Origin of the sequence: Corynebacterium occultum (assembly GCF_009734425.1) — a bacterium.
Classification (GTDB): Bacteria; Actinomycetota; Actinomycetes; order Mycobacteriales; family Mycobacteriaceae; genus Corynebacterium; species Corynebacterium occultum.
Window position 1 is genome coordinate 2,545,873 of record NZ_CP046455.1, and the last position, 15,767, is coordinate 2,561,639.

Consider the following 15,767-nt stretch of genomic DNA (forward strand, 5'->3'; position numbering starts at 1 on the left):
CATGATCATCGACACTCCACCACGCTCAGCCCTGCGTACTGACCGTCGCACCGTCACCGCCTGGGGGCTGTGGGACTGGGGGTCCGCCGCACTCAACGCGGTGCTGATCACCTTCATCTTCGCGGTCTACCTGACCGATTCAGTCGGTGCGAACCTCAACGGCAGTGTGAACCTGCTCGGGATGGAGATCGACGCCTCCCCGGCCCAGTGGTACGGCTGGGCGATGGGCGCGGCCGGGGTGTCGGTGGCGCTGCTGGCCCCGGTGATGGGACAACGCTCCGATATCCGCGGCACCCGCCGCCGCTCGGTGCGATTGTGGACCGTGGTCACCGTGCTGCTCATGGCGGTGTTGGTCTCGGTGCGCAATGATGACCTGATCTACTTCTGGATCGGCATCAGCATCCTGGCGATCGCCTCGGTGACCTTCGAACTGGCCGAGGTCAACTACTTCGCCATGCTCAACCAGATCTCCACGAAAGAGAACGTCGGCCGGGTCTCCGGCTTCGGTTGGGCCATGGGCTATTTCGGCGGCATCGTGCTGCTCCTGGTGTGCTACTTCGGTTTCGTCGCCGGCTCCGGGGACACCCGGGGATTCCTCGGCCTGCCCGTCGAAGGTGGTTTCAATATCCGGATGGTCGCCCTCCTCGCTGCGGTCTGGTTCCTGATCTTCGCCCTGCCGGTGTTCTTCCGCGTCCCGGAGATCCCACCCACCGGGGAGAAACAACTCGGCTTCCTCGCCTCCTACCGCAAACTCTTCCGGGACATCGCCGAACTCTGGCGCGAAGACCGCAACGCGGTGTTCTTCCTGCTCGCCTCCGCCGTCTTCCGCGACGGCCTGGCCGGGGTGTTCACCTTCGGTGCGATCCTGGCGGTCTCGGTCTACGGCCTCTCCCCCGCCGATGTGCTGCTCTTCGGTGTCGCCGCCAATGTCTGCAGTGCCCTCGGCGCAGTCTTCGGCGGCTGGCTCGATGACCGGATCGGCCCCAAACCGGTGATCCTGGGTTCCCTGGGGCTGATGATCCTGGCCGCCGCCATCCTCTTCTTCGTGGAGGGGCCCCTGATGTTCTGGATCTTCGGCCTCATGCTCTGCCTCTTCGTTGGCCCCGCCCAGTCCGCCTCCCGTTCCTACCTCAGCCGCCTGGCACCGGAGGGCCGCGACGGCCAGATGTTCGGCCTCTACGCCACCACCGGACGCTCCGTCAGCTGGATCACCCCGCTGGTCTTCGGCTGGTTCGTCGGCATCTTCGGCGATGACCGCGCCGGGATCATCGGCATCGGGCTGGTGCTGCTGATCGGTGCGCTGCTGCTGCTCGGGGTGCGCCAACCCACCGGGGACACTGCGCAGCTTATCGACGCCCCGGCCAGCCGACCTTAGGCAGTGCCCGGCCAGGCACGGAAGAATGCGCGGACCGTCTGGGCGGTGCCCTGCGGGTCCTCCAGCATCGGCAGGTGTCCGGTGGCCAGCGAAGCCGTGTAATTCACCCTGATGAGATTCTGCAGGAAACCGCGCTGGAGTTTCGGACTCACCTCGCGGTCCTCGGTGGTGAAGACATAACCGAGGTGGTCCGGATAGCTGAAGTTCCGGACAACGTCCCGGTAGTAGTGCTGACTCTCGGGTTCGAAATCAGCCAGCAGCCTGGTTGTGGTTTCGGGGTCCAGATGCCCCGCCAGGGTTTTCCGGATCACCGCATCTGGGGGTCCGGTGCCGCTGAATCGCATCAGGGCGCTGAGCACCAGGCGATTGGGGAAAGGCAGTGCAGAGAGGTAGGAATTACCCGCGTGGGGTACCACCGCGCTGATCTCGAGCACCCCTTTGACCCGTTTCGGGGCGAGGTGCAGCAGCTCCGCCGCCACCACCCCACCGGAGGAATGGGCCACCACCGTGAATGCTTCGGCGGGGGCGTTCGCCAGGGCGGTACGGGCATAACTACGCAGCGTAGCCTGGGGGAGAACCGGGCGGGTGGCCACAGCACTGGGGTTATCGGATGAGAGCAGCTCGCGGACCTGATCCCAGATCCAGGTGGGTAGCCCGGCACCACTGATGAAGAGGATGGACTGTCGTGTGGGACTCATGTAGCTGAGTTTTCTCCATTGGGCGCCCGCTGTCTTCACCCCCCATCCGCTGGCCCTGGGAGTGGTGGCATCTCAAACCGGGGGCCCGGACTTTAAGGAACCACCACCATTTCACAAGGGAAATGGTGGTGGTTCCTGTGGTTCCAGGGGGGTGGTTGCCCTCCGGGGGAGTTATCCGGAGTTTTAGACGTCCCGGGCGATCAGCTCATCCAGCGGGGTGGGCGAGATCAGGTAGGGGGCGACCTCCAGCACGGTGAAGGCACCGGTCTGACCCAGCTCGCGCATCCGGTGAGCGGCACGGCCGTAGGCGACCTGAACCGCAGCGGTGAAGTCCGGGTTACGGTCCAGCTTCAGGATGTACTCCACGGTGTGGTTGAAACCTCCGGTGTCACCGGTGGTGATCACATGGCCGCCATGCGGCATGCCGTTGTGCTCCGCGTCGAAGGTGGCTTCGTCGATGAAGTTGACCTCGACCTCATAGCCGACGAAGTAGTCCGGCATGGTGCGGATATCCTTCTCGATGCGCTCCCGGTCCGCCTCATCGGCGACGATCCAGCACTGACGCTTATGCGCGCTCTTGCCGTCCAGATCCCCGGCCTCACCCTTGCGGGCGGCTTCCAGGCCTGCCTCGGAGGGCAGGGTGTACTGGACGCCCTTCTTCACACCTTCGATGCGACGGACCGCATCCGAGTGTCCCTGGGACAGGCCCGGGCCCCAGAAGCTGTGCTGCTGGGCGTTGGGCAGAACTGCGCTGGCCAGGGTGCGGTTGAGGGAGAACATGCCCGGATCCCAGCCGGTGGAAACCAGGGCGACATGGCCGGATTCGCGGGCGGCGGCATCCATGACCTGACGGTGGCGCGGCACATCACGGTGGTTGTCGTAGGTGTCAACGGTGTTGGCGAACTTGGCGTACTGCGGGGCCTGCTCCGGGATATCGGTGGCGCTGCCCAGGCAGAGGTAGAGGACGTCAACCTTCTCGGCGTGCTCGGCGATCTCATCGACCGGGAAGACCGGGGTGTCGGTGTCCAGCTCGGCGCGGCGGGAGAAGATGCCCACCAGCTCCATGTCAGGCTGCATGCCGATGATCTTCTCGACGCTCTTGCCGAGGTTGCCATAACCGACGATGCCGGCGCGGATCTTGCCCATGTGTAACTCCCCTAATCACAAATCTCGATGAAGTTTTCCAAGCACGAGGTTAGCGCACTCAAGTCCCGCACCTCGTCGGCCCGAAAGATCTACCCCAGGATTTTCCAGCCCCCGCTTTGCGGTGCAGTAGCGGTTCACTGCCCCTGTGAACAGGTGGTTAGGGTTCCATCCGACCCGGCTGACCGGCCGTAGGGATGAAAATGATCTTCACCCCCAGCCTGGACTTCCCCCGGTGGAATCACCTCCCCGGGGTGTTATCTGGGGACTTTAAACACAGGAAGGCCGGGCAGGGATGTCCCTGGCCGGCCTAGTCAGAGCTGGAGACGAGACTTGAACTCGCAACCTACGGTTTACAAGACCGTTGCGCTACCAATTGCGCCACTCCAGCATCGTGTCCGCAGGTTGTACCCCGGACACCCTGAGGGATGTTACCTGAGGTCGGAATAACTAGTCCAAATCTGGGAGGAATCAGGGGCGGACACCGGGCTGCGGCACCGCCGGAAACCCACCACACCACAGCCCGGTGGCACCCCGCCGGGAAGTTTTAAAGGCCCAGCTCAGAACCCTGCCCACGGACCTTCCCGATCCTGCGCCGCCGCGATTTCTGCAAATAGCGGGGTGAGCGGCTAAGGTGCCCTCTGCCCCTGCTGCACATGGTGCTCTTTCCACTTCAATTCTGCTTGCTGTTCCGGCTCCCCTCAAGGGTGGGCACGTGACAGCCGCTCCAGGGTCGTGGATCTCCCCCTACCCTGGCAGAGGACATCCTTTTCCATTTCGTCGACGCCCCCCATCCCCCTGTGCGCCGTCGATTTCGTCCAGAAAGCCCCGTCGACGTGTCCCTAATTGAACGCCTCAGAATGCTACTCATCGGCAGCTCCGGGCGCCTCGCCACCATTGACTCCGCCAAGGCGGCCCCACCTCCCTCCCCGCTGGCCCCGGTTGATCTGACCGATCCCGGCCAGGTCACCGCCGTAATGGAGCTGGCCTCCCGGATCGGTGAGATCCTGCTGTCCTCAGGCACCTCCAATAGTGACTCCAAGACGCAGATCCATGCGGTGACCTCTGCTTTTGGTCTGCACTACGTGCACGTGGACATCACGATGAACACCATCACGCTGCACACCTCCATCGGCACGACCCGACGCACCCCCATCAACGTGTTCCGGGTGGTGCGCCGGATGACCACGGATTTCTCCAAGCTCTCCGAGGTGGACCGGCTGATCCGTTCAATCCAGGCGGGTGCCACCCCGCCGGAGGTGGCGGAAAATATCCTCGATGACATCGTCACCTCCCCCGCCTCCTACGGGGCAGTGACCGCGGTGCTGGGCTGGGGCCTGATGGGCGGCTCGGTGGCGACGCTGCTCGGTGGTGGTGTGCTGGTGGCGATCACCGCCACACTCACGGCAATGCTGCTGATCGGTGTCAACATGTTTTTGGACCGGCACCGCCTGCCGGTGTTCTTCCAGAATGTCTTCGGCGGCATCATCGCCACCGTCCCGGCCGCGATCATCTATGAGGTGGCCGCCGAGCTCGGGACGGAGATCCTGCCGAGCCAGATCATCGCCTCCGGCATCGTCGTCATGCTGGCGGGACTGACCCTGGTGCAGTCCCTGCAGGACGGGATCACCGGGGCTCCGGTGACCGCCAGTGCCCGCTTCTTCGAGACCCTGCTCTACACGGGTGCGATCATCGCGGGTGTGGCCATCGGTATCCAGGCCTCCGGGCTCATCGGCATCACTCTGCCCCCCTTGGAGGCCATCGCCCTGCCGAACTTCAGTTCCTCCTCGGTGAAGGTGCTCGCCGGCGGGTTGGCGGCCGCCGGTTTCGCCATCGCCTGTTATGCGGAGTGGTCCTCGGTGCTGGTGTCCTCGATCACCGCGACCGCCGGGTCGGTCTGCTACTACTTCATCTTCCTGCAGATCGGCCTGGGCGAGGTCTTCGCCTCTTCACTGGCGGCGGTGATCATCGGGCTCGCTGGTGGTCTGCTGGCACGTCGTTTCCTGATCCCCCCGCTGATCACCGCCGTGGTGGGCATCACCCCGATGCTGCCCGGCCTGGCCGTCTACCGCGGCATGTACGCCTCCCTGAATGAGCAGATGCTGATCGGTTTCACCAATATCGCCCTCGCCCTAGCCACCGCCTGTGGCCTGGCCGCGGGTGTGGTGCTCGGTGAGTGGGCGGCCCGTCGAATCCGTCGTCCCGCCCGTTTCAACCCCTACCGGGCTTTCCGCACCGCCCGCCGGGTCTCCTTCGGGAAGTTGGCGGTGGCCGCCAACCAGAGTGTCAAACGTCTGCCGCGCCGTGTCAACCGTCCGATCGGCCCGGTGCCGCCGGCGGAGGCCGCCCACTCCGGGTTCCACCCGGGCGGTGGGCACCTGCAGGCGGTCGCCCAGGAGGGCGTCGATAAGATCCAGGAGGTTGGGGAGCAGCAGGATACCTGATCCTGCGCGTCCCCGGTTCGGGTGGATAGCGTATTATGGAAGCCCTGAACTCTGTTTGACCACCCGCTGAAACACCAGGAGGATCCTTGCCGCCCAAGGTCACCGAAAATCGCCCTTCCCCCGAGTCACTGCATGCCGTGGAGGAGGAGACCGCCCGCGCAGCCCGTCGGATCGTCGCCACTTATTCCCAGGATTTCCTGGATGGCGTGACCCTGATGTGCATGCTCGGTGTCGAGCCGGAGGGCCTGATCTACAAGAAGGTCGCCGCGGAGCACGAGGAAACTACGGCGCCGAAGAAGACGACGAAGCGCACCCGCAAGGCCCCCGCGAAGAAGACCACCAAGAAAACCACCGCTAAAAAGACCACCAAGAAGGCCCCCGCCAAGAAGACCACGAAGAAGTCCTAACGCGTATGAGCGGCGACAATAGTTTTGTGGTGGTGGCCAACCGGCTGCCCGTCGACCTGGTCACCCATCCGGATGGAAGGGAAGAATGGTCCCCCTCCCCCGGTGGGCTGGTGGCTGCCCTCTCCCCGGTGCTCGAGGAGCATCAGGGCTGCTGGGTGGGGTGGCCCGGGGTGTCCGATGCTGCTCCGGAGCCCTTCCGCAATGAGGCCGGGGTGCTGCTGCACCCCGTCAAACTCACGGAAGCTGATTTCGAGGGCTTCTATGAAGGTTTCTCCAACGCCACCCTCTGGCCGCTCTACCACGACCTGATCGTCGAGCCGGTCTACAACAATGACTGGTGGGACGCCTACCGCGAGGTGAACCTGAAGTTCGCCGATGAGGTGGCCGAGGTCGCCGCGGAGGGTGCGACGGTGTGGGTGCAGGACTATCAGCTGCAGCTTTTGCCCGGAATTCTCCGCCAGCTCCGCCCCGATCTGAAGATCGGTTTCTTCCTGCACATCCCCTTCCCCTCCCCGGACCTGTTCCGCCAGCTGCCCTGGCGGGAGGAGATCATCCGTGGCCTGCTCGGTGCCGACCTGATTGGCCTGCACCTGCCCAGCTATGTGGAGAACTTCCTCAACCTGACCCGTCAGGTGTCCGGCCACACCGGTTCCCACACCGGCCAGCCCGATGAACTACAGGTCAGTGGTGAGCCGAAGGTGCGGGAGATCGGGGCCCACATCACCGCCGCCGATGGGCGCCGCGTCGGGGTCGCCGCCTTCCCCATCTCCATCGACCTTTCCAGTGTGCGCCAGCCCGCCGTTGAGGAGATCACACAGCTGCGGGAGAAGATCGGTTCCCCGCACACCGTGATGCTGGGCGTGGATCGGTTGGATTACACCAAGGGCATCCTGCAGCGACTGCTGGCTTTCGAGGAGCTGCTGGAATCCGGTGCGCTGGATCCGGCTGAGGTGGTGCTGCTGCAGATCGCCACCCCCTCCCGGGAACGCATCGAGCAGTACCGGGTCGCCCGTTCCCAGGTGGAGGAGGCGGTCGGGCGGATCAACGGCCGTTTCGCCACCATCGGCCGACCCGTGGTGCACTACCTGCACAAGTCGGTGCCCAAGTCTGAGCTGAGCGTCTACTACGCCACCGCCGATGTCATGCTGGTCACCGCCTTCAAGGACGGCATGAACCTGGTGGCCAAGGAGTATGTCGCCCTGCACGGGGACGGTTCCGGCGCCCTGGTGCTCAGTGAGTTCGCCGGTGCCTCCCAGGAGCTGGATGAGGCCTACCTCTGCAACCCCTTCGACCTGGAATCCCTCAAACGCGCCATCAACACCGCGGTGCAGGCCCTGGCGCAGAACCCGGAGTCCGCGCAGGATCGGATGCGGGAACTCCATGAGCAGGTACGCACCCATGATGTGCACCTGTGGGCCAGCAGCTTCGAGGACTGCATGGCCGGGTTCTCCGGCGAGGCAGTCCACACACCCAGCGGGGACACCCCTGGTGGGTCGTCGGGCAGGGTTGCCGGGAAGGTGAGCAGGGACTGATGGCCGCCACTCCCCTGGCCCGGGTCGGGACACTTGGTGCTGCCCTGCTGCTGGCTGTTCCCCTCCTCAGTGCCTGTGGCGCTGAGGAGGGCTCCCGCATCTCCGGGGGCTCCTGGCAGATCAGCAATATCCATCTTGACCCGGACACCCCGAGCGGGATCCCGGAATCCGTGATGGGTCGGGCCTCCCTGGTTTTCGGCGAAACCTCAGTGGTCGGTGACACCGGCTGTGCCTCCTTCCAGGGGGTGGTGAACTTCACCAGGGACGGTGAGGCCTCCCGTGCGGATGAAGCCGATGCCGTGCAGTTCGAGGAGGTCCGTTTCGATGACCCGGATCCGACCACCTGCACCGGCCAGGCCGTGTATGTGGACATGCAGCTGCGCGAGCTGCTGAAGGAGAACTTCCTGCTGAGCGAACCGGAGGAGTTCCAGCTGGTACTCACCCGGGACAGCGATGAATTTGATCCCCCCGCCATCGTCCTCTCCGCGAAGTCCATCCCCGTGGAGGAGAACGAATAGTCAGCTCCCCCGGTATCTTCGGGGTCATGACTGTCTCACTCCATGATCTGGCCACCACTGATCAGCTGTTGCTGGTCTCTGATTTCGACGGCACCATCGCGGGCCTGAGCCCGGATGCCTATGACGTTCCGGTCAACCGGGATTCGCTGGCCGCCCTGAGCAGGCTGGCCGGCCTGCCGAACACCACGGTGGCGGTTCTCACCGGCCGACATCTCGCCGGCCTGGCCAGGGTGTGCGAGCTGAGTGATCCGGTGGTGCTGGCGGGGTCCCATGGGGCGGAAAACAGTGAGCACGGGGTGGTGCTCACCGAGGAGCAGAGTACCGCGCTGGCGGGGGTGGAACGACAGCTGCGTGCCATCACCGAGCAGCACCCCCCGGCTTTCGTGGAGCTCAAACCACTGCAGCGGGTGGTGCATGTGGCTGCGCTGGCGGAGCAGGATCCGGATGCTGCGGCCCGGGTGCTGGCGAGGGCCGCACTGGTGGAGCATCCCGGCGCGACCATGGCCCCGGGTAAGAACATCATCGAATTTTCGGTTTCCACGGTGGATAAGGGTGATTGGATCGCCGCGGAGCGGGAGCGTCGTGGGGCGAGTGCCACAGTGTTCATCGGGGATGACACCACCGATGAGAATGGTTTCCGCGTGCTGGGGTCTGCTGATCTGGGGATCAAGGTCGGTGAGGGTGCGACGGCTGCGGGGATGCGGGTGGCGGATCGCGCTGCAGTGGCCGCTTTCCTGGCTGAGTTGGCTGGGGCGCGGGCCCGTCACACCGGCATCCCGGTGGAGCTGGGGCCGGGGTTCCGGGCGATTGCGGCCGGGATGACTGCGGAGGTGTTGCGCGTCCATGACTGGGATGCGCAGACCCCTTGTGAGCAGTGGGTGGCCCGTGACATCATCTGCCATCTCTGCGACTGGTATCCCCGGAATCTGCGGTTGGCCGGGGTTGAGCTGGACCTGCGGTGCCAGGCAGCCACTGATCCCGTGGGGGCCTGGCAGGAGTTGGTGGCCAAGGTGCAGTTGCTTCTCGACGACCCCGTCACCGCCCAGGCGGTGTTCGCTGACGGTCCCGACCGGGGCAGTACCGTGGGGGCGGCGACGAAGGGGTATTTCCTGCCCGATGTGTTCATGCACACCTGGGATCTGGCGCGTTCCCAGGGTCATGATGTTGAGCTGGATGAGGATTATGCCCAGCGTAATCTGCATGGTCTGGAGTCCCAGGGGGAGTTGCTGCAGGATGGCGGAAAGTTCGGGGTGCCGCAGCGTACCCCGGAGGGTGCTTCGGCGGGGTTGCGGCTGATGGCGCATGTCGGGCGCCGCCCGGATTTCGGATTGTCTTAAAGAGTTAGTGCCGCGGGGCGGCGATGGTCTGTCCCGCCTGGAAGTGGGTGGCCAGGATTTCCCGGGCCGGGGTCTGCGGTGGGGGCTGGTCATTGACCCGGGCTTCCACCAGTTCCAGCAGCATCCGGCCAGCTGCCGCCCCTTTGGCCCGGTTGGGTTGCACCACGGTGGAAAGGCCGTGGTCGAGGGCGGGGCCCACGCCGTCGAAGCCGGTGACAGAGAGTTCGGCGGGTACGGAGATGCCCTTTTCGCGGGCGTAGTCCAGCATGCCGAAGGCCATGGAGTCGGTGGTGCAGAGCACGGCGGTCAGATCGGGGTTGCTTTCGAGTAGTTCCCGGGCGGCTTCGAGGCTGTTGGTGCGGTCATTGATGTGCCGGGTGACCACGGGGATGGACTCAGGGGCCAGGCCGGCTGCCGCGAAGGTGTCCAGGGCCCCGAGGACCCGGGAGCGTTGCACGTGGAGGGAGGCGTCACGGATATTGTCGTGGCTGATCAGGCCATCTGACCGGAGGCGGTGCATGCGGATGGAGAGGATGCCGATGCGGCGGTGCCCGGCTGCCAGCAGCGCGTGGGCGGCGGGCTGGATGGCGGCGTAGTCGTCGATGCCGACGAAGGGGAGGTCCCTGATGTCGGTGGGCTGGTCGCAGATGACCACCGGTAGGCGGCGGGCCCGGACCGCGGCCAGGTGGGGGTCTCCCTCGGCCACGGAATAGACCACGAAGCCGTCGACGGCGGTCTGGTTGACCTGGCGGATGGCGCGTGCCTCATCGGTGTCTGAGCTGGGGCCGGCGGGGACCAGGGTGAGGGCGGTGTCAGAACCATAGGAGGCTTCGGCCATGCCGGCGAGGAAGTCCACGGAGGCCAGGTCCTCGAAGGCGTAGGAGAGATGTTCGGTGAGCAGTACCCCGAGGGCGCCGACACGCCGGGTGCGGAGGCTGCGTGCGGTGGGGTCGGGGCCCGGGTAACCCATTTTTTCTGCGGCGGCCAGGATGCGGGTCCGCAGTGCCGCCGATAACTGCTCGGGGCGGTTGTAGGCGTTGGAGACGGTGGTGCGGGAAACCCCCAGCTCCGCGGCCACGGAGGCCAGAGTGCCCCGGTGTTGCGGACGTTTAACCATGCTCATCAATCTATCAGTTGCTTTTCTCAGCTCTATTTTCAATTCATTTCCAATTGACAACTCTTTTCACTAAGAGTTTGATGGAAGCCATGCACCGAATCACCCGCCTCCCCACCCTGGCGCTCCTGACCACCAGCGCGCTTCTCCTTGGCGCCTGCAGCTCCGCCGAATCCACCGCGGACAACGGGGAAGAGGCGGGCATCAACGTCATCACCTCCACCGCCATCTGGGGTGATGTCGCCGAAGCCGTCCTCAACCCCGGGGCTGTTGCGGTCCAGGCCATCGTCGAGGGCAATGGCCTGGACCCCCACAGCTTCGAGCCCTCGGCCGCGGACATGGTCCGCGCCCGGGAAGCTGATGTCGTGGTCGTCGGAGGTGGCGGTTATGACGCCTGGCTCTACCGCTCCGTGGATGAGGAGAAGATCATCCACGGCCTGCCCCTGGCCGATCATGACCACAGCCACGGTTCTGAGGACGAGGAACACAGCCATGAGCACGGCGATGACCACGGCGGCCACGACCATGAATCCGCTGGTTTCCGGGGCATGGATTCCAATGAGCACATCTGGTACGACACCGCCACGGTCTCCCGCATGGCTGAGGAGATCGCCGCGAAGGTCGCCGAGCTGGACCCCGCTGCCGCCGGGGATGCCGCGGACTTCCAGGCCGAGCTGAGCCAGCTCCAGACCCGCATTGAGGCACTGCCGGATCTTCGGGTCGCCCAAACCGAACCGACCGCTGATTATCTACTGCTCCACAGCGGTGCCAACGAGGTCACCCCGGCGGATTACCGCGCCACCTCCCTGGGCCATTCCGAGCCGAGTGCCGCAGACCTGGCGGCCTTCCTCGGCCTGATTGAGGAGGGTGGCCTGGATCTGCTGATCTACAACCCCCAGACCGCCACTGACCTGACCTCCCGGATCCGTCGGGCCGCGGAGGAGGCGGACATCCCCGTGGTGGAGATCTTCGAGACCCCGGAGGCCGGGGAGGATTACCTCGATTTCTTCCACGCCGCTCTGGACCGCCTGGAAGCCGCCGCCACCGAGGCCGAGGGTTAACCCCCCCGCTGCCCCGGGGAGTCTGAAAGCAAGAATTAATTCGGATGGCTGTTAGAAAAATCCGCTCCCCCCTTTCTAGAATGGACAGAATGCTCGTCACTTTCACAGATGCCGCGGTGGATCCGCTCTGGTCCGGGCTGAACCTTGAGGTTCAGCCCGGCGAATTCATCGCCATCCTCGGCCCCAACGGGGTGGGAAAGTCCACTCTGCTGGGCACCGTCCTGGGCACCCGGAAACTCACCGCCGGCCGGGTGGATGTCCCGGCGCGGGTGGGGTTCATTCCCCAGCAGCGGATGTTCCCCCAGGATCTGCCGATGCGGGCCCGGGATCTGGTGAGCCTCTCCCTGGCCCACGGGGTGTTCCGGAAGCGGGCACCGCAGCACGGGGCCGTCGATGAGCTCCTGGAGCAGGTGGGTGCCACCGGCCTGGCGGATCGTCGGGTGGGCAAGTTATCCGGTGGGCAGCAGCAGCTGATCCGTCAGGCGCAGGCCCTGGCGGTGGATCCGCAGGTGCTCCTGGCCGATGAGCCCTTGTTGAGCCTGGATCTGGCCCGCCAGCAGGCGACCGTGGCGATGCTGGACAAGCGTCGTAGGGAATCAGGTACCTCGGTGCTTTTTGTCACTCACGGCATCAACCCGGTGCTGGATGTGGTGGATCGGGTGCTTTATCTCGCCCCCAATGGGCATATGCTGGGCACCGTGTCGGAGGTGATGCGTTCCGAGACGCTGTCCCAGCTCTATGACACCCGCGTCGACGTCGTCGAGGTCGACGGCAGAATGATTGTGATTTAAACCATGGATTTCGCCACCTTCCTCAGTGACACCCAGTTCCTGCTCAGTGTTGACTTCGTGCAGCAGTCCCTGCTCGCCGCCGCCATCCTGGGGCTGCTTTCCGGGGTGATGACCCCCCTGATCGTGCTGCGTCAGATGTCCTTCTCCGTGCACGCCACCTCCGAGCTGGCGTTGATGGGTGGTGCCGCCGCGCTGCTCTTCGGCCTGAACATCGGCTTCGGTGCCGTGGCCGGTGCGATCATCGCCGCCCTGGTGCTGGCGGTGCTGGGACTGCGCCAACAACAGGACAGTGCGATCGGTGTGGTGATGAGCTTCGGCCTGGGCCTCTCGGTGCTGTTCATCCACCTTTATCCGGGCAATTCCTCCACCGCCATGTCCCTGCTGACCGGTCAGATCGTGGCGGTCTCAGAACAGTCCACCTGGTTGCTGGGGATAGTCACGATCATTGTGGTGGGCACCGTGGTGCTGCTGTGGCGGCCCATGCTCTTCGCCAGTGCGGATCCGGTGATGGCTCAGGCCAGTGGGGTTCCGGTGCGCTGGATCTCCCTGGGTTTCGCGATCCTGGTGGGCCTGACCGCCGCCCAGTCGGTGCAGATCGTCGGCGCCCTGCTGGTGATGGCACTGCTGATCACCCCGGGGGCGGCGGCCGTGCAGGTCACCTCCTCCCCGCTGCGCGCGGTGATCCTCTCGGTGGTCTTCGCCGAGATCGCCGCCGTCGGTGGCCTGATCCTCTCGCTCGCTCCGGGCCTGCCGATCTCGGTGTTCGTGACCACCATCAGTTTTGTGATTTACCTGATCTGCCGCCTCCTCGGCTGGGCCCGCAACCGCAACGCCACCCGCGATGAGGTCGCTTTCCGACGCCGCGGTCACCGGGGCGCCCTCGCCCTCCCCGGAGACACCCCGGCTACCGTTGTGGGGACCACGGCCACGCTGGGCACCCCCGCCAGTGCCGAGGAGAACCCCGCCGAGCACCACCATCAGCCGGAAACTCCGGCGCGCAACCCGGAACGCTACTGACACCAGGCGGAACCAGGCTGACTACACTCTTTCCCCGTGAGTACTTACCGTGTAGCCAAGCAGACCCTGCACCACCAGGGACGGGAACGCAGCTTCCAGATCGTCGCCCCCACCGAGCTCTCCCCCGGCGCGCCGGTCCTGCTCTACTTCCACGGTTCCCGGCAGTCCGCAAATGTCTCCCGCAGCTTCACGGCGCACACCTTCGATGATCTCGCGGAGCGCAGCGGCGCCCTGATCGTCTACCCGGAGGGCGTGGAACGCCACTTCAATGACGCCCGCGAGGGACTGACTGAATCGGCCCGCACCTTGGGGATCGATGATGTGGGTTTCACCCGCGCACTCATCGACCACCTCTCCCACACCTACCGCATCGACACCTCCCGGGTTTTCGCCGCCGGTTATTCCAATGGCGGTCAGATGGTCATCCGCCTGCTTCACGATGCCCCCGAACTCCTCGCCGGTGCCGCCACCCTGGCTGCCCCGGTGCCGGTGGGTGACAATCTCCTCGACAGTTCCCTGGCCGCCCCCGTGGTACCCCGGAAGGTGCTGATCATGCACGGCACCGGTGATCCGATCGTGCCCTATCAGGGTGGCCCGGCAGGCACGCCGGCCACCGGGATCCGTGGTTATGTCCGTTCCGCACCGGCTTCGGCGGAGTATTTCGCCACCCGTAATGGCATCACCGCCCCGCCGACCCGTTCGGTACCCGCGCCCGGCATTGCGGTGGACACCTGGGCCGCCCCCGGCCGGGAACCCGTCCAGTTGTGGACCCTGGCCGGGGTGGGCCATGTGGTGCCCGCTCCGAAGTCCCTGCCCGCCACCCTGGGGGCCACCACTGGGCAGCTGATCGCCGCGGATGTGATCGCCGAGTTCTTCGGCCTCAGGTCCCGCGGCTGAACCGGGGATGAACCGCCCCAGATCCCTGCTGGGGATACTCGCCGTGGCACTGATCTCCTTCGCCTATCTGCTTATCGACGACCCCGCCAGCGCCGCGGCCCTGGCACTGCGGCTTGCCCCGATCATGGCTTTCCTGGCGCTGATCTCCATCGTGGTGAACCTGGCTGCCCCCGCCGGCGCCTTCAATGCGGTCATCGCCGCCACCACCCGCAGCCCGGGCCGGGACAGGGGCCGGTCCCGGCCCTGGGTGATCTGGTTGACGGTGCTCTCCCTCAGCCTGATCGCCACGATCTTCCTCTCCCTGGACACCACCGCGCTGCTGATGACCCCGGTGGCGGTGGCCCTGGCCCGGCGTGAAGGACTCCATCCCGTGGGGGCTGCCCTGGCAGTGATCTGGGTGGCCAATATCGGTTCCATGCTGCTGCCGGTCTCTAACCTGACGAACCTGCTGGCCGTGGAGTCCCCGCACTTCAGTGGAGGGGGTGAGTTCCTGCGCTACTCCGGCGCACCGGCGGTGATGGCGATTCTGGTGGTGTCACTGGCCACGGCCCTGCGTTTCCGGGCTTCCCGCACCAGCGTGGAAACGGATGCCCCACCCCGCCTTAGCGAAGACGGGGCGGTGCTCCCCGCACCGGTGGGTGGGCCGCTGTTGCGGATCTCCCTGATTGTCCTGGCCTTCACCCTGCCACTGCTGGCCACTCCCATCCCCTACTGGTTGACCGCCGGGGCGGGTGCCCTGATCATGGTGGTGGCTTTTGGGCTGCGCGCCCCCGGACACCTGAAGCTGGGTCTGGTGCCCTGGTCCTCGATCCTGCTGGCGGTGACCTTCTCCGCCGCGGCCCAGGCTCTGCACAGTGCCGGGCTGAGCCACCTCATTGAGGGGATGTTCACCGGGTGGGATGATTCCCCGGTGGGTCTGCTGGGTATCGCCTTCACCGGGGCGGGGTTGTCCAATGTCCTCAACAACATCCCCGCCTTCCTCGCCCTGGAACCCGGGGTCACCTCCCCCACCGCAATGATGGCGCTGCTGATCGGCACCAATATCGGCCCCTTGATCACGCCCTGGGCTTCCCTGGCCACCCTGCTCTGGTGGGATCAGCTGCGCCGCCACCAGGTTCAGGTCAGCTGGTCGGCGTTCATCCTGCCCGGCCTGCTGCTGGCGCCCACAGCCGTCGCCCTGTCCACGATGGCGCTCTGGATCGTCAGCTGAAGCCTCCCTGGGGAGGGTGTGTGGTGCAGGGCGGCCTGCCAGGCAGGGGAAATCCTGGGAATACCCGGTGGCCGCTGGGGGGGGGTGAGGGGTGGGTCCTGCCTGGGCTTTCCCCGGCGAACAGGGTCTTTGCTGCTCAGCGCAACCCTGAATCCTCCGCCCCTGAAGTTGGTGTCTTGTGGCAGCGCTCTAAGCATTCTTTAATGTTCCCTGTAATCCAAGA

The 15,767-nt window shown here is 65.5% G+C and carries 13 protein-coding genes, 1 tRNA gene and 1 pseudogene; 11 read left to right on the forward strand and 4 right to left on the reverse strand.

Annotation, left to right across the window (positions count from 1 at the left end; all coding sequences use genetic code 11):
• The first annotated feature begins 1 nt into the window (after nt 1).
• Nucleotides 2-1,375, forward strand: coding sequence for an MFS transporter (locus tag COCCU_RS11715; protein WP_156231681.1), 1,374 nt, complete (start codon nt 2-4; stop codon nt 1,373-1,375).
• On the opposite strand, the gene COCCU_RS11720 is transcribed toward COCCU_RS11715, so the two are convergent.
• From COCCU_RS11720 to COCCU_RS11730, 3 genes are all read right to left on the reverse strand, one after another.
• Entirely contained in the window at nt 1,372-2,073 is a 702-nt protein-coding gene (locus COCCU_RS11720) for an alpha/beta fold hydrolase (protein ID WP_156231683.1), read from the reverse strand. The genes COCCU_RS11715 and COCCU_RS11720 overlap by 4 nt on opposite strands.
• A gap of 183 nt (nt 2,074-2,256) precedes the next feature.
• Nucleotides 2,257-3,219, reverse strand: coding sequence for a diaminopimelate dehydrogenase (locus COCCU_RS11725; protein WP_156231685.1), 963 nt, complete (start codon nt 3,217-3,219; stop codon nt 2,257-2,259).
• Nucleotides 3,220-3,534: 315 nt separating this feature from the next.
• Nucleotides 3,535-3,607: transfer RNA gene (locus COCCU_RS11730), tRNA-Thr, on the reverse strand.
• A gap of 469 nt (nt 3,608-4,076) precedes the next feature.
• Between COCCU_RS11730 and thrE the strand changes: the two genes are divergently transcribed.
• From thrE to otsB, 5 genes and pseudogenes are all read left to right on the forward strand, one after another.
• Nucleotides 4,077-5,660: a threonine/serine exporter ThrE gene (gene thrE / locus COCCU_RS11735; RefSeq protein ID WP_156231687.1), complete on the forward strand. Its 1,584-nt coding sequence runs from the start codon at nt 4,077-4,079 to the stop codon at nt 5,658-5,660.
• Between the two features lie 86 nt (nt 5,661-5,746).
• Nucleotides 5,747-6,067 (forward strand): hypothetical protein, encoded by a 321-nt coding sequence (locus COCCU_RS11740; RefSeq protein ID WP_156231689.1) that lies wholly within the window; start codon nt 5,747-5,749, stop codon nt 6,065-6,067.
• A 5-nt stretch (nt 6,068-6,072) separates the two neighbouring features.
• Nucleotides 6,073-7,599 carry an alpha,alpha-trehalose-phosphate synthase (UDP-forming) gene (locus COCCU_RS11745; protein ID WP_156231691.1) on the forward strand — a complete coding sequence of 509 codons (1,527 nt, stop codon included), beginning with the start codon at nt 6,073-6,075 and terminating at the stop codon, nt 7,597-7,599.
• Nucleotides 7,599-8,117 (forward strand): hypothetical protein, encoded by a 519-nt coding sequence (locus COCCU_RS11750; protein WP_156231693.1) that lies wholly within the window; start codon nt 7,599-7,601, stop codon nt 8,115-8,117. The genes COCCU_RS11745 and COCCU_RS11750 overlap by 1 nt, the downstream gene beginning before the upstream one ends.
• A 26-nt stretch (nt 8,118-8,143) precedes the next feature.
• Nucleotides 8,144-8,878, forward strand: a pseudogene (gene otsB, locus COCCU_RS14740) (trehalose-phosphatase); the annotation flags it as partial.
• Nucleotides 8,879-9,458: 580 nt separating this feature from the next.
• On the opposite strand, the gene COCCU_RS11760 reads toward otsB, so the two are convergent.
• Nucleotides 9,459-10,571, reverse strand: coding sequence for a LacI family DNA-binding transcriptional regulator (locus tag COCCU_RS11760; RefSeq protein WP_156231697.1), 1,113 nt, complete (start codon nt 10,569-10,571; stop codon nt 9,459-9,461).
• An 89-nt stretch (nt 10,572-10,660) separates the two neighbouring features.
• Between COCCU_RS11760 and COCCU_RS11765 the strand changes: the two genes are divergently transcribed.
• The 5 genes from COCCU_RS11765 to COCCU_RS11785 all read left to right on the forward strand — a co-directional run bounded on the left by COCCU_RS11765 (nt 10,661) and on the right by COCCU_RS11785 (nt 15,544).
• Nucleotides 10,661-11,629 (forward strand): metal ABC transporter solute-binding protein, Zn/Mn family, encoded by a 969-nt coding sequence (locus tag COCCU_RS11765; protein ID WP_197088354.1) that lies wholly within the window; start codon nt 10,661-10,663, stop codon nt 11,627-11,629.
• Nucleotides 11,630-11,718: 89 nt separating this feature from the next.
• On the forward strand, nt 11,719-12,420 hold the full coding sequence (locus COCCU_RS11770) for a metal ABC transporter ATP-binding protein (protein WP_156231701.1): 702 nt from the start codon (nt 11,719-11,721) through the stop codon (nt 12,418-12,420).
• A gap of 3 nt (nt 12,421-12,423) precedes the next feature.
• A complete protein-coding gene (locus COCCU_RS11775; RefSeq protein WP_156231703.1) occupies nt 12,424-13,437 on the forward strand; it encodes a metal ABC transporter permease in 1,014 nt (337 codons plus the stop codon).
• A gap of 36 nt (nt 13,438-13,473) precedes the next feature.
• Nucleotides 13,474-14,334, forward strand: a complete 861-nt coding sequence (locus COCCU_RS11780; protein ID WP_156231705.1) for an alpha/beta hydrolase family esterase — start codon at nt 13,474-13,476, stop codon at nt 14,332-14,334.
• A 7-nt stretch (nt 14,335-14,341) separates the two neighbouring features.
• Nucleotides 14,342-15,544, forward strand: coding sequence for an ArsB/NhaD family transporter (locus COCCU_RS11785; protein WP_156231707.1), 1,203 nt, complete (start codon nt 14,342-14,344; stop codon nt 15,542-15,544).
• Nucleotides 15,545-15,767 lie beyond the last annotated feature (223 nt).